This window comes from Micromonospora sp. NPDC004551 (assembly GCF_040609975.1).
Taxonomy (GTDB): domain Bacteria; phylum Actinomycetota; class Actinomycetes; order Mycobacteriales; family Micromonosporaceae; genus Micromonospora.
On sequence record NZ_JBEXLM010000001.1, the window covers coordinates 340,534 to 364,295 of the forward strand.

Here is a 23,762-nt window from a genome sequence, read left to right on the forward strand (position 1 = left end):
TGTCGGCGAGTTGCGGCAGGAATGTCGAGCCGGGACGCCGGCGGCTGTGGAAACCCATGTCTCGAAAGACGCGCCCGGCCCGACGAAGCATCGAGCCGGGCGCGTCGATTGAGCTATGCCACGAAGCGGGAACGGCGCCGGCGTCCGATCAGGTAGCCCGCGCCGCCGAGGAGCAGAAGGGCGCCGCCGATGCCGGCCACGGTCGCGGTGTCGGCACCGGTCACGGGCAGCCCACCGCCCTCGCCGCCGGGAGCGTCCGGGCTCGCGGAGGAGACAGGGGTCGGCGCAACGGTCGTCGTGGCGCTGGGCGTGGCGCTCGGTGTCGCCGTGGGCTCAGACGTTGGCGGCACCGTGGGCTGAGACGCGCAGTCGAGCGCACGTGCGTCGTACAGGCCGTTGTTCAGGTACGTCAGGAAGGCATCGATGGCTCCGTCGTCGAGCACCTTCTGCGCGGCCGCCTTCACGTTGGCACCGGCGCCCGTCAACGTCCGGACCACCGTGATCCGCAGATCCGTTGACCAGGCGTTCTGCACGTCTGCCTTGAGGAATGCGCGCAGATCATCCGCGGTGCCGTCCAGGCGCTCCTGCAGCACACGAGGCAGAATGGGCAACGCGTCGGCCTTTGCCGCGGCCAGGATCTGGTTGGCCAACACGCGCACCTCGACATTGGTGGCGGTGTCCAGGTCGATGGTGACAAGCTCGCGGATATCCTTGTACACCTTGCGCTCGACCGTCTGGCACGCCTCGTTCAGCCCGGGCGATTCGATTTGCGCCACCGCCGGTGCCGCCGGAATCAGAAAGGCCAGCGCCACCAGGACGCCGGCCGGGATGCTCCATCGCATGTGGTCTTCCTCCCCGTTGCAGACCAAAACGTGGAGATATTAGCGGCGCTCACGGCAAGTCGTTGCCCCGTCCGCGACCGGCCTCGCAACCGGCGCCAACCGTGTCTGCTCGCTTCGCCGTTTCCCGAGGCGACGCACCGCCGCCGGCTGCCACCCTTCGCCTGAGCCACCTACGGTGCGGGGAACTGCCGGTGTATGGCGATATCCGCTACCCGGTGCAATGTCTCGGCGTTGCGCGGGCGAATCATCAGCGCCATCAGGGTCTCCGGGACGAAGCGGGCGGCGCCTGCGGCCGCCCGCCAGCCCATCCGTACCCGCGTGGTGGTGGCGGAGACCGGCTCCAGCACCAGGCGGACACGAGCGATCCCGATCGGCCCGGCGTGCGCGTCGAGTTCGAGCAGACGGTTCGGCTCCATCTGGCGTACCACGGTCCGGTCCTCGATCTGCAGCGGCCAAGGGCCGACGCGGTGATGGACCCGGGTGCCCACGGCGGGCCAGCCGTCGTCGACGGCCCGTATGTGGGCGGCGCCGACAACCCAGCTGGCGTAGCTCCAACCATCCGACAGCACAGCGAAGATCCGCTCGGGTGAGGTGGGGATGGTGCGGCGGACCTCGATCATCACGCCTCCTCACTTCTGCGAGCCGTGGCCTTCCCTGCCCGCACGGAGGCAAACGGGGGCGCGTGGGCCTTTCGCGGCCCGAGCAGGTGTGGCGCGGCTGGCTAGGGTGACCGCGTGGAGGAACCGCTGCTTCTCAGCTCGTCGTTCGGCACCGCGGCGGCCGCGTACGCGGAGCACCGCCCGGACTACGCGCGGGCCGCGGTGCGCTGGGCGCTCGACCCCGCCCCCGGCCTGCGAGTGCTCGACCTCGGCGCCGGCACCGGGAAGCTGACCGCCGCACTGGTCGCGCTGGGTGCCGACGTTGTCGCGGTCGAGCCCGACCCGGCGATGCTGGCCGAACTGCGCCGCGCGCTGCCGGCCGTGCGTGCCCTGCCGGGCAGCGCCGAGGAGATCCCGCTGCCGGACGCCTCCGTCGATGCCGTGCTGGCCGGCAACGCCCTGCACTGGTTCGACATGGCCGTCGCCGGACCGGAGATCGCCAGGGTCCTCGCGCCCGGAGGCATCCTGGCCGGCCTGTGGAACGTCATGGACAACCGGGTCGACTGGGTTGCCGGACTCGAACGGGTCGGCGGGAGCGCGGCCATCGGCCCGCGTGACACGCTGAGCAACTGGCGCGCCGCGACGGACGACCTGCACCTTCCGGGCGCCGGACAGCCCGCCCGGTTCGGTTCACCCGAGCAGGCCGAGTTCCCGCACGGGCAGCGCCGCACCGCCGACTCCCTCGTCGCGACCCTCGCGACCCGCGCGGGGATGCTGGTCATGCCGGCAGCGGACCGGGAGGCCACGCTCGGCCGGATCCGCGCCCTCCTCGGGGACACGCCCGAAACCGCCGACGGCGAGTTCACCCTTCCGATGCTGACGGGGGTGCTCCGCACGCGGCGGCTGTAACGGTCAGCCGTCAGTGGCACTGGTGCTCGCCGCCACCGCTCCCGGTGGTGCCCAGGTCGTCGTCGCGGCCGGCGGTCAGGCGGGACCACTGCGATGTGGGCCGCCCGTCGAGCCGGAACTGATCGCCGTCGGTCCGGAACTTCCGCGGCCAGCCCTCCGGCGAGTCCTCCCAGTCCTCCTGGCGACCGTGGACGGTCATGTCGAGCACCCCGTACGACGGCGCCATCGGCTCGACGCCCCGCCCGCTGGTCCAGTAGGTCTCGAACACCCGGTCGCCCTGGCGCAGGTAGCACGCCTTCATCCCGAACGCGCGCCCGGCGAGGAGGGGGTCGGCCGACTCCGGGGGCACCGAGTACCAGGGTGCCTGCCAGCCCATGAAGTCACGGTAGCGGGACGACTCCTCGAACGGTCCCTGGCAGAAGACCGCGAACGTGACGTCGCGCGAGTGCAGGTAGGACAGTTCGAGCAGCTGACCGTTGAAGAACGTGCAGCCCTCGCACTGGTCGGCTGCCGACCTGCCGGTGTGCCACATGTGGTACGACGCGAACAGCTGGCTCCGGCCCTCGAAGACATCGAGCAGGGACACCGGACCGCCGTCGCCGATCAGGTGGATGGTCGGGTCGACCTCGACCATCGGTAGCCGCCGGCGGGCCGCCGCGATGGCGTCACCCTCGCGGGTGTGCGCCTTCTCGCGGATCCGGAGCTCGTCGAGCTGCTTCTGCCAGGTCTCGCGGTCGGTGAGCGGAGGTGTCGACATGCTATGACGCTAATAGCAGCTACTATGCGCGGGCAAGTGCGACGGAGAGGTGATCCATGCCGGTTCAGCGGGGCTATCGGCAGGCCTGCGGCATCGCGCGCGGCCTCGACATCGTGGGCGAGCGGTGGTCCCTGCTCGTGGTGCGCGAGCTGCTGCTCGGGCCCAAACGGTTCACCGATCTCCAGCAGGCGCTCCCGACCGCCAGCCCGAACGCGCTGTCCGACCGGTTGCGTGAGCTGGCGGATGCGGGCGTCGTGCGTCGCCGGCAACTGCCTCCGCCCGGCAACGTGCGGGTCTACGAGCTGACCGCCTGGGGGCGCGGCCTGGAGCCGGTCGTGCTCGCGCTCGGCACCTGGGCCCTGGCCGCCCCGCCGTCCGCCGAACAGCACTTCGTGAGCGTGGACAGCGCCATGCTGAGCATCCGCACCTATTACCTGCCGACGCCGGAGCGGCCCGGGGCGACGCTCCGGGTCGAACTCCGCGACCACGGTCCCGCCGGGGTGTTCGGTGTCCGTCTCACGCCGGCCGGCGCCGAGGTCTCCCACGAGCCGCCCGAAGACCCGGACGCGGTCCTGGTCACCACGACGGATGCTCTCGTCGCCGCCTTCGGCAACGCCGACCTGACCGCCGGGTCCGTCGTCACCGGTGATCCCGACGCCGTACGTCGTCTCCTCGCGGGCGTTCGCCTCCCCTAGGATCCGCTCCTCATGGAGATCGACGACGGACTGCCCGAGCGGCCGGCACCGACGGACGGACCCTCGGCTCTGCCATGGGTGTCGGCGATGGTCGCCCGCGACGGCAGGTCCGTCACCGTGTACGCCGGTACGAGTGCGCAGTGCAAGGAGCTCGTGCAGCCCCAGGTGGCGGTCGCCGGGCAGCCTGACCTGGAGCTGACCGGGCGGTCAGGCCGGCTGTTGCATGATCCAGGTCGGCAGCGGGGAGGTGATCTCGCGCACCACGTGCCAGCCGGCCCGGCGGTAGACCGCCACGTTGGCGGGGTTGCTGGTTTCCAGCACCGCCGGCAGCCCGTCCGCGGCAGCCCGCTGCAGCCCGGCCCGCATGACGGCGTGGCCCCAGCGACGGCCGGCGCTGTCGGGGTGGGTGCCGAGGACACCGAGGTACCAGAACGGGCCGGTGGGCAGCGCGGCGTGCACGGCCGCGTCGTAGGCGCGTACCCGGGCGAGCGCGTCGGCGGGCAGGTGGGCGGCGAGCGGATCGGCCGGGCCCGGCTCCGCCGGGGTGGGTGGTTCCCAGATCGCCACCGAGGCGCCCCCGCCGATCGTCCAGATCGTCTCCCGACTCACGCGCTTGTCGAAGAGGTGCCCGAAGAAGGCGGCGGCGTACCGGGGGTAGTCGGCCGGGCCGGGGAAGAGGTGCGTCAGAACGGGGTCGGCGGCGAACGCGGCGACCAGCGAGTCGACCACCCGCCCGCGGTCCGCCGGGGTCGCCACGGTGATCTCCGGTGTGCGGCGTCCGAGGTCGGTCACGGCCCGCACGATACGCGCCACACGAAGCGAGCCCGGCGGGCACGGCGCGGGGGCCGGCCCACCGGGCTCGCTCCGGCAGGGAGGTGAAAGGTCTAGAGCGTGCGGCGCGGGTCCGCCGGGTCGGGCGGGAACGCGCCGGTTCGCTGCACGGGGACGTCGGTCACCACGTACTCCGTCTCGGGCTCCAGCGTGGGTTCCTCGTCGTTGTCCGAGCGGTGCCTGGCCACCGCGGCGGCCCCGGCCGCTGCCGCGCCCGCCGCGCCCGCCCCGGCCGCGACCGCCTTGCCCGAGACGCCGGCCTTTCCGTCGTCGCCACGCGAGGCGGCGGCGTGCTCCACGCCGGGCGTGCCGAGGGTACGGCCCTCGTCGACGGTGCCCCGCCAGGCGCCCGTCTCCACGCCCCGGCCCTCGATGTACGACTTGAACTTCTCCAGGTCGGCCTCGGCGCGCTTCTCCACGAGGTGCAGCTTGTCGCCGGCCTTCTCGACCAGCCCCTCCGGCTCGTACTCGAGGGAGAGCTGGACCTGGGTGCGGTCGGTGCCGATCGGCTGGAAATGGACGGCGCCCGCGTTGGTGGCGCCGCTGGTGGCGGCCCAGGCGATCTTGCGGTCCGGCACCTGCTCCAGCACCTTGGCGTCCCACTCGCGCTTCACGCCCGCGATCTCGGCGACCCAGTGCAGCCGCCGGTCGTCGAGCTGACGCACCTCCTGCACGCCGCCCATGAACCGCGGGAACTCCTCGAACTGTGTCCACTGGTTGTACGCGGTGCTGACCGGCACGTCGACTTCGATGGACTTCTCGACCTTCGTGGTCATGAGCACTCCTCGTCGTTCAGTCTTCCGTACCGAAATCCGTACCCCAGGGGATCGGGCCTAATCGGGCACCCGCCGCTCGACGGGCCTGGCCAGGGCCGGCTGCCGCCGAGGGCTGTCACGATTGCCCGCCCGCCTGACCAGCCGCTATCGTTCCCGAGGCCGGAGTCCCCCCCAAGCCTGAGGATCGTGATGACTTCCCCGGAGTTGACGACCGTTGCCGCCCCGGGAAGTCCCCAGATCCAGAGGCCGGCCCCGGCGGGACCCGGCACTCTCCCGGACCCGGCGGCGGCGCCCGAGCCGCGCCGGGAGCCCACGCCGAGTCGCTTCCGGGGCGACGTCGCCGGGCTTCGCGCGGTGGCCGTCGGGCTGGTGCTGCTGTACCACGCCGGGCTGCCGTTCCTTCCGGGCGGTTTCGTCGGGGTCGACGTCTTCTTCGTGATCTCCGGTTTCCTCATCACCGGGCAGCTCGTCAACGAGATCGATCGAACCGGCCGCATCTCGTTGCCGGGGTTCTACGCGCGGCGGGCCAAGCGGATCCTGCCCGCCGCGACGGTGGTGCTGGCGGCCACCGCCGTGGCGGTCCGGCTGTTCGTCCCCCGGGGGCAGTGGCAGGAGACGGGCGGCGACATCGCCGCCGCGGCGATCTACGTGGTGAACTGGCGATTCGCTGACCGCGCGGTCGACTACCTCGCCGCCGACAATGAATTCACCTCGCCGGTCCAGCACTTCTGGTCGCTCGCCGTCGAGGAGCAGTTCTACCTGCTCTGGCCGCTGTTGATCATTATCGCCATCTTCGCGGCGCGGAGGCTCCGGCGGACGAACGTGCGGCCGGTCCTGTGGATCGGCCTCGCGGTCCTGGCGGTGCCGTCGTTCGCCTGGTCGATCCTGGAGACGGCGAACTCCCCGGAGCGTGCGTTCTTCGTCTCCACGACGCGGCTGTGGGAGCTCGCCGTCGGTGCGGGCATCGCCCTGGCCGCGACCCGCGTCGCGCGCATGCCACGGGCACTGGCCGTCCCCCTCGGGTGGCTCGGCCTCGCCGCGATCGTGGCGGCGGCGCTGCTGGTGACGAAGCAGACGGCCTGGCCCGGGTACGCTGCCGCGCTGCCCACGCTCGGCGCCGCCGCGGTGATCGCGGCCGGAGTCGCGGCGGGCTCGCGCGGTCCGGTCCTGGTGCTCGGCACGCGTCCGTTCCGGTGGGTCGGCGACCTGTCCTACTCCCTGTACCTGTGGCACTGGCCGATGCTCATCGTGGCCTCTGCGTACTGGGACGGCCTCTCGGTGAAGCGCGGGCTGGTGGTGGCGCTCGCCTCGGTGGTTCCCGCCTGGATCACCTTCCGGCTCGTGGAGAACCCGCTGCGATACTCGCGGGCGATCTCGAAGTCGCCGCGTCTCGCGCTGAGCCTCGGCGGCAACTTCACCTTGGCCGGGATCTGCGCCGGCCTGGCCCTGGTGCTGACGGCCGCGTGGGCGGCCAACGCGCAGCCGACCCGGAGCCAGTACGCACCCGGCGCGGCCCTGCTGTCGACCTCGCCCGGCACCGCCCCCATCGGCCCGGTCCCGGAGCGGTTCGACGTCATCACGCCGGACCCCCTCCAGATCCGGCAGGGATTCATGGACGTGCCGGTCACCAACCGCGACAAGTGCTTCCAGCAGGTCGTCGGATCCGAGTTGCTGTGGTGCACCTACGGCAACCCCACCGGGGCCACCACCGTCGCCCTCGTGGGCGACTCCAAGATGGACCAGTGGCTGCCGGCGTTCCAGGTGCTCGCCGAGCAGAACGACTGGAAGCTGGTGATCGCCGCCAAGGCGTCGTGCCCGTTCACCAGCGCCCCCGCCCTCAGGGCCGATGACCCCACCAAGCTCTACACCGACTGCATCGAGTGGAACAAGGCGCTGCTGCGCAGGCTGACGGAGGAGCGCCCCGACTACGTCGTCACCTCGCAGGGAGCGGCGCGCGCACTCGACGCCGCGTCCGGCAAGGGGACGGTCGAGGCGATGGTCGCGGGTGTGCGTTCGTCGTGGAAGGCGCTCGACGCCGTGGGGTCGAAGGTCGTCGTCCTCGCCAACAACCCCGGTCCCGGCCCGGCCGTGACGTGCGCCGACAAGAACCGGAACCACCTGTCGGCCTGCGCGTTCGACCGCAAGCGCCACGACCAGGACCCCGCCTATGTGATGCAGCGGAAGGCGGTGGCCGGGGCGCCGAAGGTCAAGATGATCGACCTGTTCGACGCCATCTGCCCGACCGAGAAGTGCCCGGTGGTGTTCGGCAACGTCCTCATCTACCGCGGCGGCTCGCACATCGGCGCGGCCTACGTGAAGACCACGGCCCCGCACCTCGCCCGGGCCCTGTCGGACGTCGGCGTGCCGGCGCGCTTCTTCCCGTCGAAGTGACCGCCGCCGCGCTGCGGCGCGGCGGCGCTCAGACGTAGAGGCGGCTGGCGTAGTCCGGGCCGTAGTGGCGTTCCAGGTCGGCGAGGTTCTCCGTCGGGGCCTCGACCTCCTTGACCAGCCGGGCGCGGGTGGGCAGCACGTCGGGCCGCCAGGTCTCCGGCTTCCACAGTTCCGAGCGGAAGAACGCCTTCGCGCAGTGGTAGAAGATCTGCTCGATGGCCACCTCGACGGCGAGCACCGGCCGGTGCCCCTGCACCACCATGTCGCCGAAGTACGGCGCGTCGCGCACCAGCCGGGCCCGGCCGTTGATCCGCAGCGTGTCGGTGCGACCGGGGATCAGGAAGATCAGCCCGACGTGGGGGTTGGCCAGGATGTTGCGGTAGCCGTCGGCCCGCCGGTTGCCGGGCCGCTCGGGGATGGCGATGGTGGTCTCGTCCAGGACCAGCGTGAAGCCGGCCGGGTCGCCCTTCGGGGAGACGTCGCAGCCGCCGTCCGCGCCGGCCGTGGCGACCAGGCAGAACGGTGAGGCGGCCAGCCACTCCCGGTCCCGCTGGTGCAGCACCGTGCGCTCCTTGTTCCGTGCCCGCTGCGTCGGTGCGCCCAGCAGTTCCGCCAGCTCCTCCGGGCTGGTGATCTCCTGTGTCGTCACGTCTGCCTCCCCCGTCCGTTGACCTTGACGGCGATTCCGGCCCGCGAACGGCTGGTTTCCGCCATGGTCAGCCTAGGAGAGCGCGTCGACGGCGAGGTTTGCCCCCGGACCTCGCGGGTACGGACTGAGCCGCAGCGCGCCCGGACGCGATCGATGGAGGCCCGAGATGGAGAGCCGACTGAAGGTGCTCGGCCATCCCGTGCACCCGATGCTGGTGATGTTCCCGGTGGCCCTCCTGGTGACCGCGGTGATCTTCGACGTGATCGACACCGTCGGCGGGCCGGACTTCCTCGGCGAGGTCGCGTACTGGAACCTCACGGTCGGGCTGATCGGCGGCCTGCTGGCCGCGGCGGCCGGCGCCTTCGACCTGCTGGCCCTGCCCACCGGCACCCGGGCCAAGCGCGTCGGGCTCACCCACGCCGCCGCCAACGTCGCGGTGATCCTGCTCTTCGCCGCGGTCTGGGCGGTCCGGCTCAACGCCGACTCCCGGGCCGCCGGTGGCGCCCTGATCGCCATCGAGGTGGTCGCCGTGGCCATCCTCGGCGTGAGCGCCTGGCTCGGCGGCGAACTGGTGGACCGGCTGGGCGTCGGCGTCGACCCGGAGCACGACCTGAACGCCCCGAGCTCGCTGCGACCCCCCTCGGCGACCCAGCGGATCGGAGACGTGCGATGACGGAACAGAGCGGTGGCGGTCGGGGCTGGCGGGGCCGCCAGCAGGGCTGGGACCCGATGGGTGAGCTCCAGTCGCTGCGGGCCGAGCTGAGCCGCCTGGTCGGTGGCCGCGGCGGCAGCCAGGACGTCGAGCTGACCGAGGCCGGCGACGGGTGGGAGGTGGTCGTCCGGCTGCCCGGCGTGGCCCCCGAGGAGGTGGCCGTCGAGCTCGACGACCGGGAGCTGTGCGTGCGGGCCCGGTCGGAGGCCGAGGTCAACGCCGACCAGGGCATCCCCGGCGGGTTCACCACCCGCGGCTTCGAGTACCGGGTGGACCTGCCGTCCCGGGTGGACCCGGACCGGATCGACGCGGTGATGGACCACGGCCTGCTCCGGGTGCGGCTGCCCCGGGCGGCCCGGCCCGCGCCGCGCACCATCACCGTCGGCCGCACCGGCCCGCACGCCACCTCCGGGGGTACGCGGACGATGGCCGATCCGGCCGCCGACCGGGAGATGCACCACCCGGACACCACGGTCGACGAGATCGACCGGCCGTAGGGGTCGCGTGGGCATCCACTCCAACGCGGCGCCTCTGTCGCCGCGCCGCGACCTGAAGCCGTCGCCGGTGCTCGGCCCGGTCGGCGAGCGCGTCCCCGACGTCCAGCGGATCGCCGTGCTGCGGGCGAACGCGCTCGGCGACTTCATCTTCGTGCTGCCGGCGCTGGAGGCGCTGCGGGCCGCGTACCCGGCGGCGGAGATCGTGCTGCTCGGCGCGCCGTGGCACGCGAAGCTCTGGCGCGACCGGCCCGGCCCGGTGGACCGGGTCCTGGTGGTGCCGCCGGCGCCCGGCATCCGCGAGCCCGGCCCCGACGAGGAGCCGGCCGAGCTGGCGGACTTCGTGGCGGCGGCCCGGAAGGAGCAGTTCGACCTGGCCCTGCAGCTGCACGGCGGTGGCGCCAACTCGAACCCGGTCATCGCCGGGCTGGGCGCCCGGGTCACCGCCGGCCTGCGGGCCGAGGACGCGCCGCCGCTGGACCGCTGGATCCGGTACGTCTACTACCAGCACGAGGTGATCCGCTACCTGGAGGCGGTGGCCCTGGTCGGCGCGGAGGCGGTGACGATCACCCCGGCGCTGGCGGTGACCGACGCCGACCGGGCCGAGGCCCGCGAGGTGCTGGGCGAGGCGGACCGGCCCCGGGTGGCGCTGCATCCCGGCGCCACCGACAGCCGGCGGCGCTGGCCGCCGGAGCGCTTCGGCGAGGTGGCCCGGGCGCTGGCCGGCGACGGCTACGAGGTGCTGGTCACCGGCACCCCCGCCGAGCGGGAGACGGTGGACGAGGTGGTCGCCGCGGCCGGTGTGCCGGTCCGCCCGCAGGTCGGCACGCTGAGCCTGGGCGGGTTGGCCGCCGCGTACGAGGGGTGTGCGCTGGTGGTCTCCAACGACAGCGGCCCGCTGCACCTGGCCGCCGCGGTGGGCGCCCCGACGGTCGGCATCTACTGGATCGGCAACCTCATCAACGGGGCGACGCCGCTGCGCGTCCGGCACCGGCCGATCGCCTCGTGGACCACCCACTGCCCGGTCTGCGGCATCGACTGCACGCGGGACATCTACCCCCACCGGCCGGGCGACGGGCAGTGCCCGCACCGCGACTCGTTCGTGGCCGACGTGCCGGCGGCCGAGGTGGTCGAGGCGGCCCGCGAGCTGCTGGCGGAGTGAGCGTCAGGCCGGCTGCGGGGTGTCGGAGGGCTCGGTCACCACGACCTCCCACGCCTCCACGTCCCGGTCGGTGACCGTGGTCGGCGACTCCAGGTGGTAGGCCCCGCTGGGCAGCACGCCCGCGCCGCCGTGCCGCTCCAGCACCGCGAGCTGCGCGGCGACGTCCTCGCCCTGGTGCCGCTCGTGCAGCCGGCGCCAGAACTCGAAGCCGCCGGCGTCGACCAGCTTGGCCCGGTCGTAGAGCACGCACCCGCCGATCCAGGAGATCTTGTACGCCCGCCACGCCCCGGCCGGCAGCCGGAGCTTCTCGGTGACGTGCAGCAGGTTGGCGGCCGGGTGGATGGACGCCCGCTGCCACTCCGGGGTGCCGGGGCGGATCCGCTCGGGCACCGGGCGGCCCTGCCACTCCTCGTAGTGCCCGTGCGTCTCGGGGCGGACGTCGTCGGCGTAGGAGAGGCCGTGCACGGCGTTGCCGACGAACCCGCAGCCCAGCTCCCGGATGGCGGTGACCAGCCGGGCCACCGTGCCGGGCTCCAGCCAGACGTCGTCGTCGAGGCAGAGCACGTACCGGGCCGCCGACCGGTCCAGCAGGTAGGCGCGGTGCTCGGCCAGCCCGCGCCGAGGCAGCCGCCGGGTCAGCAGCACCGGGTGGCCCCGGTGGCGCAGCGCCCGGACCATGGTGGCCGCGGCCGGGTGCGCGTACGCGGGGTCGCCGTCGGACTGGTCGCTCACCACCACCCCGAAGTCCCGTACGCCCTCCTGCGCGGCCAGCCCGGAGAGGGTGACCGCCAGTTCGGCGGGACGGTTGCGGGTGGGGATCAGCACGTCGAGCAGCCGGGGGCGGCGGAACTCCTCGGGCACGCCGAGGTCGAGCGGTCGGTTCACGCCGGCCTGCCCTCGCCCACGGGCGGGACGACCGGGTGCGCGCGGATCCGGTCGATGATCGCGGAGGTGGAGCGGTCCGGCACGTAACCGAGGGTGCGCACCTGGCCGCCCAGCCGGCGCACCAGCGGGGCCTCCGGCACCATCTCGGGCGGGTAGTCGCCGCCCTTGACGTAGACGTCCGGGCGGACCGCCTCGATGAGCTTCGCCGGGGAGTCCTCCTCGAAGACGACCACGTGGTCGACGCACTCCAGGGCCGCGAGCAGGGCCGTGCGGTCCTCGACCGGGTTGACCGGCCGGTCCGGGCCCTTGAGCCGCCGTACGCTGCCGTCGGAGTTGACCGCCACGACCAGCAGGTCGCCGAGCGCGCGGGCCTGGGTCAGGTAGCGGACGTGCCCGGGGTGCAGCACGTCGAAGCAGCCGTTGGTGAAGACGATCGACCGGCCGGCCCGGCGGTGTTCCGCGACGATCGCGGCCAGTTCCTCGGCGCCCACCTGGGTGGGGTGCCCGGCCTCCTCCGGCCCGCTGCCCAGCGCGTCGAGCAGGTCCTCCCGCCGGCACACGCACGTGCCGGTGTCGGAGACCGTGATGGTCGCGGCGAGCTGGGCGAGCTGCGCGGCGGTCGGCAGGCTCGCCTCCGCCGCCAGCGCCAGCGTCATGGCCGCCAGGTACGCGTCCCCGGCCCCCACGGCGTGGCTGGCCGGGACCGGCGTGCTGTGGCTGCGCCGGGGCTCGCCGTCGGCGCCACCGACGACCGCGCCCTCGGTGTCCAGGGTCACCGCCACGACGTCCGCGCCGGTGTGCTCGCGCAACTCGTCCAGGCGGGACTCGGCCAGCACGGCCCGGTCCACGCCCGCGCCGGCCGCCGCGTTGACGGTCACGCCCGTGCCGGTGACGCTGAGCCCGTCGCCGGTCAGCGCGACCCGCTCCTCACCGGGCGTCGGCTCGCCGGTCGGGCCGGCGAACCCGCCGCCGTGCTCGTCGGCGAGGGCGCCCGAGGTCGGGTGCGGGGTGCCGGGCTCCCGTTCGCCGGCCCCGCCGGGCGCCGCGCCGACGACCAGCTCGGAGGGGCCGTCGGCCGGGTCGGCCAGGTGGTCCAGGTGCAGGTCGGCGGCCGTGGCGCCGCGCGGCGCGCTCCGGTGCCCGGTGCCGAAGCCGGCGGCCGCCCGGGCCAGCAGCCGGGTCGCCTCGGCGAAGCTCGGGGTCACCACGGTCGGGTTGAGGCCGCGCCAGTCGGCCAGGTCGTGCGCGTCGAGCGCCACGGTGGCGTACCGGTCCCGGTTGGCGACCAGCCAGGCGCGCACGGCCGAGGGCAGCGCGCCCAGGCCGTAGTCGCAGACGACCAGGGTGAGCGGCTGCCCGGCGGCCGCCGCGCGCAGCTCCTCGGTGGCGCAGTGCAGCGCGGTCAGCAGGTGGGCCACGCCGTCGTCGTCGAGCGCGTCCTCCGGGTCGCCGGAGTCCTCGCGGAGCAGGATCTGGTTGCCGGCGAGCATCCGCCGCTTCACCGGCGTGGGGCGGCCGGGCTGGTTGACCGTACGGTCCCAGACGGCGGCCCGGTCGAGGCAGTCGTGCAGCTCGTCACCGGCCACGTCCGCGCCGACCGGGGCGACCAGGGCGGCCCGGCCGCCCAGCGCGGCCACGTTGACGGCGGTGTTCGCCGCCCCGCCGGCAGCGGAGATCCGCCGGCGCAGGGTCAGGACCGGCGCGGGCGCCTCCCGGCAGAGCCGCTCCGACTCGGCGAACCGCCACTCGTCCAGCATGGCGTCGCCGACGACCAGCACGGGACGCCCCTGCCAGCCGGCCACGACGGTGGCCAGCCGGCGCTCTTCCGCTGCTGCTCCTGCCATGTCCCTTCGGGTCCCCCGAGCGGGACCGGCCAAACCTGCGGCGCGGGCCACGGACGGCGTCCGGTTTCGGCCGGTCACGCCCGGGAACGGGTTCAGGCAGACCCCGGAGAGGAGAACCACCATGGCAGCGACACTTCAGGGCAAGCGGATCGCGTTCCTGGCCGCCGACGGCGTCGAGGAGGTCGAGTACGTCAAGCCCCGGGAGGCGGTGGAGAACGCAGGCGCACAGGTCGAGCTGGTCTCGATCGAGTCCGGTTCGATCCAGGCCTTCAACCACCTCGACCACGGCAAGCAGTACCCGGTCGACGTGACGACCAGGGAGGCGGACGCGGGGGCGTACGACGCGCTGGTGCTTCCCGGCGGCGTGGCGAACCCGGACTTCCTGCGGACCGACCCCGAGGCGGTGCGGTTCGTGAAGTCGTTCTTCGAGGCCGGCAAGCCGGTGGGCGTGATCTGCCACGGGCCGTGGACGCTGGTCGAGGCGGACGTGGTGCGCGGCCGCACGATCACCTCGTGGCCGAGCCTGCGCACCGATCTCACGAACGCCGGGGCGAACTGGGTCGACCAGGAGGTCGTCACCGACAAGGGCCTGGTGAGCAGCCGCAAGCCGGACGACCTGCCGGCCTTCTGCGACAAGATCGTCGAGGAGTTCGCCGAGGGGAAGCACTGACTTCTTCTCCCACCGGGGGCATGATCCGCCCCCGGTGGGAAAGGAAGCGGGATGACAGCCCAGGCCGCTCGTCCCGTGCTGCACGCCCGCCAGATCCGCCTGCTGATGCTCGGCCTGATGACCGGCATGCTCCTGGCGGCGCTCGACCAGACCATCGTCGGCACCGCCCTGCCCACCATCGTCGGTGAGCTGGGCGGGATCAACCACTACTCGTGGGTGGTCACCGCGTACCTGCTCGCCTCCACGGCCTCGACACCGCTGTACGGCAAGATGGCCGACCTCTACGGGCGCCGCCCGGTCTTCCTGTTCTCGATCGGCACGTTCCTGCTCGGCTCGCTGCTGGCCGGCCTGTCCCAGAACATGACCCAGCTGATCGTCACCCGGGGCGTGCAGGGCATCGGCGCGGGCGGCCTGCTGACGCTGGCGTTCACCATCATCTCGGACGTGGTCCCACCCCGGGAACGTGGCCGCTACCAGGGCCTGTTCGGGGCGGTCTTCGGCATCTCCTCGGTCGCCGGCCCGCTGGTCGGCGGCTACTTCGCGGAGACCAACTGGCGGTGGATCTTCTACATCAACGTGCCGCTGGCCATCCTCGCCATCGTGGTCTGCTACCACGTCATGCGGCTGGTCCCGTTCCAGCGCCGGGAGCACTCCGTCGACTGGATCGGCGCGGGGCTGCTGGTGGCCGGGGTGAGCTGCCTGCTGCTCGCGCTGAGCTGGGGCGGCAACGAGTACGCCTGGGGCTCCGGCGTGATCATCGGGCTGTTCGTGGCCGGGGCGGTGCTCGGCACGCTCTTCGTGCTCCAGGAAGCCCGCGTACGCGAGCCGATCCTGCCGCTGCGGCTGTTCCGCAGCCCCACCTTCGCGCTGGCCAACTCGGCGGGCTTCGTGCTCGGTCTGGTGATGTTCGGGTCCATCATCTTCATCCCGCTCTACCTCCAGCTCGTCAAGGGCGCCTCGCCGACCCGCAGCGGCCTGCTGATGCTGCCCATGATGGCCGGCATCATCGTCACCTCGATCATCACCGGGCGGGCCATGAGCCGGATCGGCCGGTACAAGTGGTTCCCGGTGGCCGGCGCGGCCGTGCTGGTCGCCGGCATGCTGCTGTTCCGGCAGCTCCAGGTGGCCACCTCGCTCTGGGTTGCCTTCGGCTTCATGGTGGTGATCGGCGTCGGGCTGGGCCTGTGCATGCAGTCGCTGATCCTGGGCGTGCAGAACGCGGTCGACCCGCGCGACCTGGGTGCGGGCACCTCCTCGGCGACGTTCTTCCGCTCGCTGGGCGGCTCGTTCGGCGTGGCGATCCTCGGCGCGGTGCTGTCGTCCCGGCTCAGCAGCGAGCTGGCCGGCCGGCTGCCGGCGGCGCTCGCCCAGCTCCCGCCGGACCAGCGGGCGGCCGTTGCGGCCAGCGGCGGCGGGAACGTCTCGATCAACGACCCGGCGACCGTCCTGGCGCTGCCCGGGCCGGTGCGGGCGGCCATCCAGGCCTCGTTCGTGGAGTCGCTGCACCTGGTCTTCCTGACCACCGGGCTGATCGCCATCGTGGCCGTGCTGGTCACCCTGGTCATGCCGAACGAGCAGCTGCGCGGCGCCGGCCCGCAGGGCTCGACCGGCGGCGCGGACCCGCTCGGCGGCCCGGCGGCCGCCCCCGGCGGCAAGCCCCTCCCCAAGGAGTCGAAGGAGGAGGCCGCCGCCGACATGGAGTCCAAGTCGCAGACGATGCTCTGACCGGTCACTCCTACGGGTGGGTGGCGAGCAGGTCGAGGATCAGTGCCAGCGGTGGCCAGGCCGCCCGGCCGCGCCGGGTCACGGCGTACGCGCGCAGCAGGGCCTGCGGCGCGGTCAGCGGCAGCAGGCCGACGCCGGTCACGGTGGGCTGGTCGCCGGGGAGCAGGCCGACGCCCAGCCCGGCGACGATGAGGTCCTGGACCAGGTCGAGGCTGTCGGCCCGGTGCACGATCCGGGGCTCGAAGCCGGCCATCGAGGCGATGGTCCGCACCACCACCTCGTCGGCCGTGTTGCGCGAGTTGACGATCCAGTCCGCGTCGCGGAACCGGTCGAAGACCGCCGGCGCGTCCGCGGCCGGGGTGGGCGCCGCGCCGGACGGGACGCCGTCGGCTGCCGCGCCGGACGGGACGCCGAGGTGCCAGGCCGCCGACCACAGCGGCGTGGCGTCCAGCGTGGGATCCGGCGCGAGCGGGGCCAGGTTGTAGTCGTAGGTCAGCGCGAGGTCGACGTCATCGGCGGCGAGTGCCGCGTACGCCTCGGCCGGCTCGTGCTCGTCGATGCGGAGGCGCACCCGGGGATGGTGCGCCGCGAGCCGGGCGGTGAGCGGCAGCAGCGAGCGCCGGACGGCGGTGGCGAAGCCGGCGACGCGGACCGTGCCGGCCGGCTCGGCGCGTGGGTCCAGGTCGAGCCGGGCGGCGTCGACCGCGGCGAGGATCGTCACGGCGTGGTCGGCCAGCCGGCGCCCCGCCGGGGTGAGCCGGACCCGCCGGCCGTGGGGCTCGACCAGCTCGGTGCCGACCTCCCGGGCCAGCACGGCGAGCTGCTGCGACACGGTCGACGTGGTGACGTGCAGCTCGTCGGCGACCTGGCGCATCGAGCCGAGCCGGGCCAGCTCCCGCAGCAGGCGCAGGCGACGCAGGTCCATGGAACGATTGTTCAGGAAGATCGAATGTTTCGTCCATGAATGGCACGTGGACGCGAAGGGTCCGGACCGGCTCTACTGGCCGTATGAGCACAACCCCGGCCCGCGCGGGCACCGCCATGGCCGTCGCCTCCATGACCTGCGTCCAGCTCGGGCTGGCCGCCTCGGTCGGGCTGTTCGACCGGGTCGGCCCGGAGGGCGCCGCCTGGCTCCGCCTGGCCTGGGCCGGAGTGCTGCTGGCGGTCGTGGTCCGGCCCCGCCCGTCGGCCTTCACCCGCTCCGCCCTGCGGGCCTGCGTGGCGCTCGGCGTGGTGACGGCCGGCGTCACCATCCTGTTCATGGCGGCCGTGGCCCGGCTGCCCCTGGGCACGGCCAGCGCGCTGGAGTTCCTCGGGCCGCTGGGCGTGGCCGTGGCGCGCGGCCGGGGCGGCGCCAAGCTCTGGCCGGCGCTCGCGGCGGTCGGGGTGCTGCTGCTCACCGAGCCGTGGCACGGCGGCGCGGATCCGGCCGGGGTGGCGTACGCGCTCGGGGCGGGGGCCTGCTGGGCCGCGTACATCCTGCTCACACAGCGGGTGGGCGACGAGGTCTCGGGCGTGCGCGGCCTGGCGGTCTCCATGCCGGTGGCCGCCGTGGTCGCCACCGTGGTGGTCGGTCCCTCGGTGTTCGGCGACCTGACCTGGCCGGTGCTCCTGGCCGGCCTGGGGCTGGCCGTGCTGCTGCCCGTCGTGCCGTTCGTGCTGGAACTGCTGGCGCTGCGCCGGCTCACCACGGCCGCGTTCGGCACGCTGATGAGCCTGGAACCCGCGATCGCCCTGGTGGTGGGCCTCGTCGCACTGGGTCAGGTGCCCGGCGTGGGTGCGGTGGCGGGCATCGCCTTCGTGGTGGCGGCTGGGATCGGCGCGGAACGGTCCGGGGCCCGGACTGGCGGCCACACCGGGGCGGCCGGCGACGAGCGGCCCGTGGCGGCCGGCGCCGTCACTTGAGGATGAGGCGGTTGGTCTGCTCGAAGACGTCCAGGTCGGCCAGGGTCTCGATGACGCTGCCGGAGAGCGGGGCGGGCAGCTCCTCCGGGTGGAAGAAGCCGGCGTCGGTGGTCTCGTCGGTCATGCGGGCCAGCTCGCCGTCCCACTCCTCGACCCGGAACGCCGTGGTAAAGACCTGGTAGGTGTGCCCGTACATGTTGGTGTTGGTGAAGTCGGGGCCGGTGTAGAGGGCGAACGCGCACACCCGCAGCGCGCGCAGGCCGGTCTCCTCGCGCACCTCCCGGACGGCGCAGTCGGCGATCGACTCGCCCAGCTCCATGGCGCCGGCCGGGAGCGCCCACTGGCCGTTGTCGGAGCGCTGGATGAGCAGCACCCGCGCGGCGTTGTCCCGGACCACGGCGCGGGCGCCGACGAACATCAGGGTGCGGTCACCGGCCAGGGCCCGGAGCTGGCCCACGTACGAGTCGGCCCACGAGATGCTCACCCGGACAATCTACGCAGCTTCGCGGGCCGGGTCGGCCGTTCCGGGGGTTCCGCTGGTGTGACCGGCGACACTACGTTGCTACCCATGCGTAGCACGATGATGGACGCCCCCCTCCAGGTCGCCCGGATCCTCGAACACGGCGCCACCGTGCACGGCGCGGCCGAGGTCGTCACCTGGACCGGCGCCGAGCCCCGCCGGATGACGTACGCCGAGGTCGGCAGGCAGGCCGCAAGGCTGGCCCACGCGCTGCGCGACGAGTGCGGGGTGACCGGCGACGAGCGGGTCGCCACCTTCATGTGGAACAACAACGAGCACCTGGTGGCCTACTTCGCCGTGCCGAGCATGGGCGCGGTGCTGCACACCCTCAACATCCGGCTCTTCCCGGACCAGGTCGCCTACATCGCCAACCACGCCGAGGACCGGGTGGTGCTGGTCGACACCACGCTGATCCCGCTGCTCGCCCGGGTGATCGGCGAGATGACCACGGTGCGGCACGTGGTGGTGGTCGGCGGCGGCGACCCGGCCCCGCTGCTGGCCGCAGCCGGCGACCGGATCGCCGTGCACCACTGGGAGGCCCTGCTGGCCGGTCGGCCGGACACCTACGACTGGCCCGAGGTGGACGAGCGCGACGCCGCCGCCCTCTGCTACACGTCCGGGACCACCGGCAACCCCAAGGGGGTCGCCTACTCGCACCGCTCGATCTACCTGCACTCGCTCCAGGTGTGCATGCCGGAGGGCTTCGGCCTCGGCCCGAAGGACCGCGAGCTGGCCATCGTGCCGATGTTCCACGCCATGTCCTGGGGTCTGCCCTACGCGGCGTTCCTCTCCGGCGCGTCGCTGATCATGCCGGACCGGTTCCTCCAGGCCGAGCCGATCGCCGCGATGATCGCCGCCGAGCGCCCCACCCTGGCCGGCGCGGTGCCGACCATCTGGACCGACCTGCTGGCCTATCTGGACAGTCACGACGTAGACACCACCTCGTTGCAGGAGGTGATCGTCGGTGGCTCGGCCTGCCCGCCGTCGCTCATGCACGCCTTCCAGGAGCGGCACCACATCGAGGTCATCCACGCCTGGGGCATGACCGAGATGTCCCCGCTGGGCTCGGTCTCCCGGCCGCCGGCCGGCGCGACCGGCGAGGCGGCGTGGCGCTACCGCTACACCCAGGGGCGGGTGCCGGCCGGGGTCGCCGCCCGGATCGTCGGCCCGCTGGGCGAGCCGCTGCCCGCCGACGGGACGTCCGTGGGCGAGCTGGAGGTCCGCGGGCCGTGGGTGACCGCCCGGTACGTCGGCGACGACACCCCGGACGAGGAGAAGTTCCGCGACGGCTGGCTGCGGACCGGGGACGTCGGGACGCTGTCGCCGGACGGCTTCATCACCCTCACCGACCGGGCCAAGGACGTCATCAAGTCGGGCGGGGAGTGGATCTCCTCGGTCGAGCTGGAGAACGCCCTGATGGCGCACCCGGCCGTGCTGGAGGCGTGCGTGGTGGGCGTTCCGGACGAGCGCTGGGACGAGCGGCCCCTCGCCACGGTGGTGGTCCGGGAGGGCGCCACGGTCACCGCGGAGGAGTTGCGGGAGTTCCTGGCGACGTCCGTGGCGCGCTGGCAGCTGCCGGAGCGCTGGGCGTTCATCGACGCGGTCCCGAAGACCAGCGTCGGCAAATTCGACAAGAAGGTGGTGCGTTCCCGCTATGCGGAGGGTGACCTGGACGTACGGGAACTGACCGCGCCGTAACACTTTCCGGCGTAGCGTCGCCAGCACGGGTAGGACATGTTCCTCACGAGCATTCCTCCCCAGAGGGCGGCCCCGGCGTTCGCACCGCGCCGGGGCCGCCCGTCCAATGCGGGGCGACCCGCAATGTCATTCTCGCGAAACTTGTTCGCCTCTGTCCTGATGATGGCGAAATACGTTTCGCGTTCTCACGTCTCGCTGGTCGTGATGAGCACCTTGCCGACCACCGAGTTCTCCACCGCCTCGTGCGCCGCCCGCGCCGCGTCCAGCGTGTGGTGGTGCAGCGGCAGGCCGGCCTCCTCGCCCACCCGGATCGCGCCCTGGGCCACCGCCGCGGCGATGTCCGTCACCGCCTGTGCCTTGGCCGCCTTCGGCGCCGTGTAGATGAGCACGAACTGCCAGCGGGCGTTCGGCATCATGAGCGGCCGGATCGGCAGGGTCACCTGCTCGCCGCCGTCGTCCGCGTAGACACAGACCGCACCCCCGGTGCGCAGGATCTGCACGTCGGCGGCGGCGTTGCGGGCGGCGGAGACCTCGACGATCGTGTGCACCCCGTCGGGGGCGATCTTGCGGACCTCCTCGACCACGTCCTGCTCGCGGTAGTTGATCACGAAGCTGGCCCCGGCCGCCGCGGCGAGCTGTGCCTTCTCCGGGCTGCTCACCGTGGCGATCACGCACGCGTCGGCCCAGCGGGCCAGCTGGATCGCCGCGTTGCCGACCGCGCCCGCGCCGCCCTGCACCAGCACCACGTGGTCGCTCAACGCGCCGGCGTGCAGCTTGTCCGGCATGAACTCGCCGGCCGTCAGGCAGCGGTGCGCGGTCATGAACGGGATGCCCAGCGCGGCGCCCAGGTCGAACGAGGCCGACCCGAGGCTCACCGCGTGCCGGACCGGCACCACCGTGTACTCGCTGGCGGTGCCCCAGGGCCGCTGCCAGGCCGCCTCCCAGAGCCACACCCGCTCGCCGATGAGGATCTGGTCGACGCCCTCGCCGACCGCCTCGATCACCCCGGCACCGTCCTGCCCGGGGATCTGCCAGCCCTGCGGCAGCGGCCAGGCGCGGCGGGCCTTCCAGTCGGTCGGGTTCACACCAGCCACGGCCATCCGCACCAGCACCTTGCCGGGGCCCGGCTCCGGCACCGGCCGGTCCACGAGCTGGAGCACCGAGGCGTCCCCGTTGTTCTCGTACACGATCGCCCTCATCGCCGTCCCCTCCGCCGTCCTGCGGCTGCGCTACCCGGACACCCCGCGATCATTCCGATCCGGCGCTCCCCGGAAACCGTACAACCGGTCGGTCCGCGGACATCGGGCTCAGCCGAGCCGCGCCACCACCTCCGGGGTGAGCGCGCCGATCGAGGGCAGCAGCGCAGCCGTCAGGGCCACGGCGTCCGGATCCAGCGGGTAGGAGCCGTGCGGCACGGCCACCACCCGGCAGCCGGCGGCGGCCGCCGAGCGGACCCCGTTCGAGGAGTCCTCCACCGCCACGCACCGGGCCGGGTCGACGCCGAGCCGCGCCGCCACCGCGAGCCACACGTCCGGCGCGGGCTTGCCCCGGACGGTCTCCTCGGTCGACAGGGTCGCGCCGAACGCGTCGGCCAGGCCCGTCGCGTCCAGCGCCGCCGCGATCAGCCGGGTCGGCGAGGAACTGGCCAACCCGAGCGGCCACCGCGCGGCCGTGCGGCGCACCACCGCGTCGGCGTCGTCGATCAGGGGTACGCGCTGCGCGTACCGCCGGGTCATCTCCGCCACCACCTCGGTGGCGACCTGCTCGGCGGTGCGGTCGACGCCCAGCTCGCCGCTCAGGTAGGCGGCCCACTCGCCGGTGCTCATCCCCATGAGCCGGCGCTGGGTGTCGGGCTGCCAGGTGCCCCCGTGCTCCGCCACGTACGCCCGCCGGACCTCCTCCCACACGGGTTCGGAGTCCACGATCACGCCGTCCAGGTCGAAGAGCACCGCGTCCACCACGTACCCATCCTGCCGGACCGGCCGGGTGAGTGCCGGGCGCTCAGTGGGCTGGGGTCGCCACGTCCTTCGCGCTGCCGCGCTGCGCCGGCAGGCCGATCGGCGCCTTGGGCGGGATGATCGTGCGGCAGCGGGTGGCGATGGGTTCGAGCAGCTCGCGCAGCCGGGCCGTCCGCTCCGCGCCGAGCGCCCGCCACGGCCCGAGGGCCGCCCGGTCGGTGGCCTCCTCGACGGCCCGGAAGGTCGCGGTGCCGTGCTCGGTCGGCGCCCGGCCGGCCGTCAGCCAGCCCGCCTCGACCAGCCGCTCCTCGGCCGCCGCCCACTCCTCGTCGGTCCAGCCCCGGGCCGCCTGGTGGAACTCGCGCGACTGGTCGACCCGGCACCGCCAGGCCACCACCTCCACGGGCGCCAGACCGGTGGTTACCAGCGCGGCCACGTGACCGTCGCCGCGGTGCTCGCGCAGCGTGGTGGCGGCCTGCCACATCCGGGCCAGCGGGTATTCGCCCCGGGGCAGGGCGGCGTTGACCGCGCCGAGCACCCGGCCGGCCGTCTCCACCTGCCCGGCCGCCTCCTCCAGGAGGTCGGCCGCCTCGACCAGGTGCGACTCGGGCAGCTCGTAGGTGAACTCGGCGAGGGCCTGCACGGCGCCGGTGAGCCGGGCACGCAGCGCCTCCTCCGGGGTGGCCAGCCGCCACACCGAGGGCAGCGCCCGGGCCACCATCGACGGCGCGAAGCTGAAGAACGCGGCCACCACGGTCGGCGCGGCGACCGGCCCGAGCGGAGCGGCCCGGCCGGCGAAGTAGCCCCGCCAGTAGCCGCGCAACCCGACCGCCTCGTACGCCGAGCGGGCGCGGGGGTGGAAGTAGGTCACCGCGTGGACCGGCTCGAAATGCGTCCACATGAGCCGGGCCAGCCCGGTGTCGTCCAGCGCCGCCACGTGCACCTCCGCGTCGGTGGGCAGATCGCCGCGGGCGGGTGTACCGCCCACGGTGACCATGAACCTACTGCCGCTGGGTGACCGGACGGAAGCCTGCTGTGAGCTACTGCGCGGCGAGCACGTCGACGACGAAGCGCAGCGGCCCGGCCGGACGGCCGCCCGAGGCGTCGTTGCCGTACGCCAGCTCGGCCGGAATGTCCAGCTGCACCCGGCTGCCCACCGGCACGCCCACGAGGCCCTGGTCCCAGCCCGGGATGACCTGCCCCACGCCGATGGGGAAGGTGGCCGGCTGGCCGTTGTTCCAGGACGCGTCGAACTCCTTGCCGTCCTTGTAGAACACGCCCACGTAGTTGGTGGTGATCTGCTGGCCGGCCTTGACCGCCGCACCCTTGCCCTTGACCAGCGTGGTCACGGTCAGCTTCTTGAGCTCGCCCTTGCCCACCGCGACGGTCGGCTTGGTCTTCAGCGCCGGGTCGATGTCGGCGGGCAGCTGCGGGGCGGGCGGCGCGGTGGGTTCGGCGGCCGGAGCGCTCGCGCTGGCCGAGGCGGCGGTGCTCGTCGGCTTGTCGTCGTCACCGCTGTTCTTCCAGACGATGCCGCCGATCACGAGCGCCACGGCGAGCACACCGGCGGCCGCGCCCAGCATCGACTGCCGACGGCGCCTCGCCTCGGCGGCCTTCTTCGCCGCCAGCTGGGCGGCCAGTCGCCGCTCCGCCTTGGTGCCCGGGCTCTGGCCCGCCGACCGGTTCTCCACGCGCTCGCTCACGTCGACTCCCTGCTGGGTGGGGTGGGTGCGCCCCCGG

At 73.5% G+C, this 23,762-nt stretch carries 23 protein-coding genes and 1 pseudogene; 10 read left to right on the forward strand and 14 right to left on the reverse strand.

The features are described 5' to 3' along the window. Positions 1-113 precede the first annotated feature (113 nt). Together ABZW14_RS01670 and ABZW14_RS01675 are read right to left on the reverse strand one after the other, a co-directional pair. Positions 114-842 carry an LPXTG cell wall anchor domain-containing protein gene (locus ABZW14_RS01670; protein WP_355338072.1) on the reverse strand — a complete coding sequence of 243 codons (729 nt, stop codon included), beginning with the start codon at positions 840-842 and terminating at the stop codon, positions 114-116. Positions 843-1,012: 170 nt separating this feature from the next. After that, complete coding sequence (locus ABZW14_RS01675) at positions 1,013-1,462, reverse strand: SRPBCC family protein (protein WP_355338074.1); 450 nt, start codon at positions 1,460-1,462, stop codon at positions 1,013-1,015. A gap of 114 nt (positions 1,463-1,576) precedes the next feature. On the opposite strand from ABZW14_RS01675, the gene ABZW14_RS01680 reads away from it, so the two are divergent. Further along, positions 1,577-2,350, forward strand: a complete 774-nt coding sequence (locus ABZW14_RS01680) for a class I SAM-dependent methyltransferase (RefSeq protein WP_355338077.1) — start codon at positions 1,577-1,579, stop codon at positions 2,348-2,350. 10 nt (positions 2,351-2,360) lie between these two features. Here the strand turns inward: ABZW14_RS01680 and ABZW14_RS01685 are convergent, their stop codons facing one another. Next, positions 2,361-3,107, reverse strand: a complete 747-nt coding sequence (locus ABZW14_RS01685) for a DUF899 family protein (RefSeq protein ID WP_355338080.1) — start codon at positions 3,105-3,107, stop codon at positions 2,361-2,363. Positions 3,108-3,163: 56 nt separating this feature from the next. Here ABZW14_RS01685 and ABZW14_RS01690 point away from each other — a divergent pair, with 56 nt between their 5' ends. Next, the gene (locus ABZW14_RS01690) at positions 3,164-3,802 is read left to right on the forward strand and encodes a helix-turn-helix domain-containing protein (protein ID WP_355338083.1); all 639 of its coding nucleotides are present in this window, start codon (positions 3,164-3,166) and stop codon (positions 3,800-3,802) included. 207 nt (positions 3,803-4,009) lie between these two features. On the opposite strand, the gene ABZW14_RS01695 is transcribed toward ABZW14_RS01690, so the two are convergent. Then, the gene (locus ABZW14_RS01695) at positions 4,010-4,594 is read right to left on the reverse strand and encodes a GNAT family N-acetyltransferase (protein WP_355338086.1); all 585 of its coding nucleotides are present in this window, start codon (positions 4,592-4,594) and stop codon (positions 4,010-4,012) included. A 365-nt stretch (positions 4,595-4,959) separates the two neighbouring features. After that, positions 4,960-5,409, reverse strand: a pseudogene (locus tag ABZW14_RS01700) (SRPBCC family protein); the annotation flags it as partial. Between the two features lie 354 nt (positions 5,410-5,763). On the opposite strand from ABZW14_RS01700, the gene ABZW14_RS01705 reads away from it, so the two are divergent. After that, complete coding sequence (locus tag ABZW14_RS01705) at positions 5,764-7,800, forward strand: acyltransferase family protein (RefSeq protein ID WP_355338089.1); 2,037 nt, start codon at positions 5,764-5,766, stop codon at positions 7,798-7,800. A gap of 28 nt (positions 7,801-7,828) precedes the next feature. Here ABZW14_RS01705 and ABZW14_RS01710 read toward each other — a convergent pair whose 3' ends face one another. After that, entirely contained in the window at positions 7,829-8,449 is a 621-nt protein-coding gene (locus tag ABZW14_RS01710) for a pyridoxamine 5'-phosphate oxidase family protein (protein WP_355338092.1), read from the reverse strand. A gap of 166 nt (positions 8,450-8,615) precedes the next feature. Here ABZW14_RS01710 and ABZW14_RS01715 point away from each other — a divergent pair, with 166 nt between their 5' ends. Genes ABZW14_RS01715 through ABZW14_RS01725 form a run of 3 tightly spaced genes read left to right on the forward strand, consistent with a single transcriptional unit; the run spans position 8,616 to position 10,817 of the window. Further along, positions 8,616-9,122, forward strand: coding sequence for a DUF2231 domain-containing protein (locus tag ABZW14_RS01715; protein WP_355338095.1), 507 nt, complete (start codon positions 8,616-8,618; stop codon positions 9,120-9,122). Then, a complete protein-coding gene (locus ABZW14_RS01720) occupies positions 9,119-9,658 on the forward strand; it encodes an Hsp20/alpha crystallin family protein (protein ID WP_355338098.1) in 540 nt (179 codons plus the stop codon). The genes ABZW14_RS01715 and ABZW14_RS01720 overlap by 4 nt, the downstream gene beginning before the upstream one ends. Positions 9,659-9,710: 52 nt before the next feature. Continuing rightward, the gene (locus ABZW14_RS01725) at positions 9,711-10,817 is read left to right on the forward strand and encodes a glycosyltransferase family 9 protein (RefSeq protein ID WP_355339370.1); all 1,107 of its coding nucleotides are present in this window, start codon (positions 9,711-9,713) and stop codon (positions 10,815-10,817) included. A 3-nt stretch (positions 10,818-10,820) separates the two neighbouring features. Here ABZW14_RS01725 and ABZW14_RS01730 read toward each other — a convergent pair whose 3' ends face one another. Then, positions 10,821-11,702 carry a glycosyltransferase family A protein gene (locus tag ABZW14_RS01730; protein WP_355338101.1) on the reverse strand — a complete coding sequence of 294 codons (882 nt, stop codon included), beginning with the start codon at positions 11,700-11,702 and terminating at the stop codon, positions 10,821-10,823. Beyond that, positions 11,699-13,546, reverse strand: a complete 1,848-nt coding sequence (gene rfaE2, locus ABZW14_RS01735; RefSeq protein ID WP_355338104.1) for a D-glycero-beta-D-manno-heptose 1-phosphate adenylyltransferase — start codon at positions 13,544-13,546, stop codon at positions 11,699-11,701. The genes ABZW14_RS01730 and rfaE2 overlap by 4 nt, the downstream gene beginning before the upstream one ends. Before the next feature lie 121 nt (positions 13,547-13,667). Here rfaE2 and ABZW14_RS01740 point away from each other — a divergent pair, with 121 nt between their 5' ends. Together ABZW14_RS01740 and ABZW14_RS01745 are read left to right on the forward strand one after the other, a co-directional pair. Further along, positions 13,668-14,216, forward strand: coding sequence for a type 1 glutamine amidotransferase domain-containing protein (locus tag ABZW14_RS01740; RefSeq protein ID WP_355338107.1), 549 nt, complete (start codon positions 13,668-13,670; stop codon positions 14,214-14,216). 51 nt (positions 14,217-14,267) lie between these two features. Continuing rightward, positions 14,268-15,941: an MDR family MFS transporter gene (locus ABZW14_RS01745; protein WP_355338110.1), complete on the forward strand. Its 1,674-nt coding sequence runs from the start codon at positions 14,268-14,270 to the stop codon at positions 15,939-15,941. Between the two features lie 10 nt (positions 15,942-15,951). On the opposite strand, the gene ABZW14_RS01750 is transcribed toward ABZW14_RS01745, so the two are convergent. Further along, on the reverse strand, positions 15,952-16,866 hold the full coding sequence (locus ABZW14_RS01750) for a LysR family transcriptional regulator (protein ID WP_355338112.1): 915 nt from the start codon (positions 16,864-16,866) through the stop codon (positions 15,952-15,954). Positions 16,867-16,949: 83 nt separating this feature from the next. Between ABZW14_RS01750 and ABZW14_RS01755 the strand changes: the two genes are divergently transcribed. Then, positions 16,950-17,846, forward strand: a complete 897-nt coding sequence (locus ABZW14_RS01755) for an EamA family transporter (RefSeq protein WP_355338114.1) — start codon at positions 16,950-16,952, stop codon at positions 17,844-17,846. Here ABZW14_RS01755 and ABZW14_RS01760 read toward each other — a convergent pair. Beyond that, the gene (locus tag ABZW14_RS01760) at positions 17,839-18,330 is read right to left on the reverse strand and encodes an NUDIX domain-containing protein (RefSeq protein WP_355338117.1); all 492 of its coding nucleotides are present in this window, start codon (positions 18,328-18,330) and stop codon (positions 17,839-17,841) included. The genes ABZW14_RS01755 and ABZW14_RS01760 overlap by 8 nt on opposite strands. Positions 18,331-18,414: 84 nt before the next feature. Here ABZW14_RS01760 and ABZW14_RS01765 point away from each other — a divergent pair, with 84 nt between their 5' ends. Then, positions 18,415-20,064 (forward strand): fatty acid--CoA ligase, encoded by a 1,650-nt coding sequence (locus ABZW14_RS01765; protein ID WP_355338119.1) that lies wholly within the window; start codon positions 18,415-18,417, stop codon positions 20,062-20,064. Positions 20,065-20,249: 185 nt separating this feature from the next. Here the strand turns inward: ABZW14_RS01765 and ABZW14_RS01770 are convergent, their stop codons facing one another. The 4 genes from ABZW14_RS01770 to ABZW14_RS01785 form a co-directional block, all read right to left on the reverse strand. Continuing rightward, positions 20,250-21,263, reverse strand: a complete 1,014-nt coding sequence (locus ABZW14_RS01770) for an NADPH:quinone reductase (RefSeq protein ID WP_355338122.1) — start codon at positions 21,261-21,263, stop codon at positions 20,250-20,252. Between the two features lie 108 nt (positions 21,264-21,371). Beyond that, positions 21,372-22,025, reverse strand: a complete 654-nt coding sequence (locus ABZW14_RS01775) for an HAD family phosphatase (protein ID WP_355338125.1) — start codon at positions 22,023-22,025, stop codon at positions 21,372-21,374. A gap of 40 nt (positions 22,026-22,065) precedes the next feature. Further along, positions 22,066-22,923 (reverse strand): hypothetical protein, encoded by an 858-nt coding sequence (locus ABZW14_RS01780; protein ID WP_355339373.1) that lies wholly within the window; start codon positions 22,921-22,923, stop codon positions 22,066-22,068. Between the two features lie 139 nt (positions 22,924-23,062). Further along, the gene (locus ABZW14_RS01785; RefSeq protein ID WP_355338128.1) at positions 23,063-23,725 is read right to left on the reverse strand and encodes an FKBP-type peptidyl-prolyl cis-trans isomerase; all 663 of its coding nucleotides are present in this window, start codon (positions 23,723-23,725) and stop codon (positions 23,063-23,065) included. Positions 23,726-23,762: the final 37 nt, after the last annotated feature.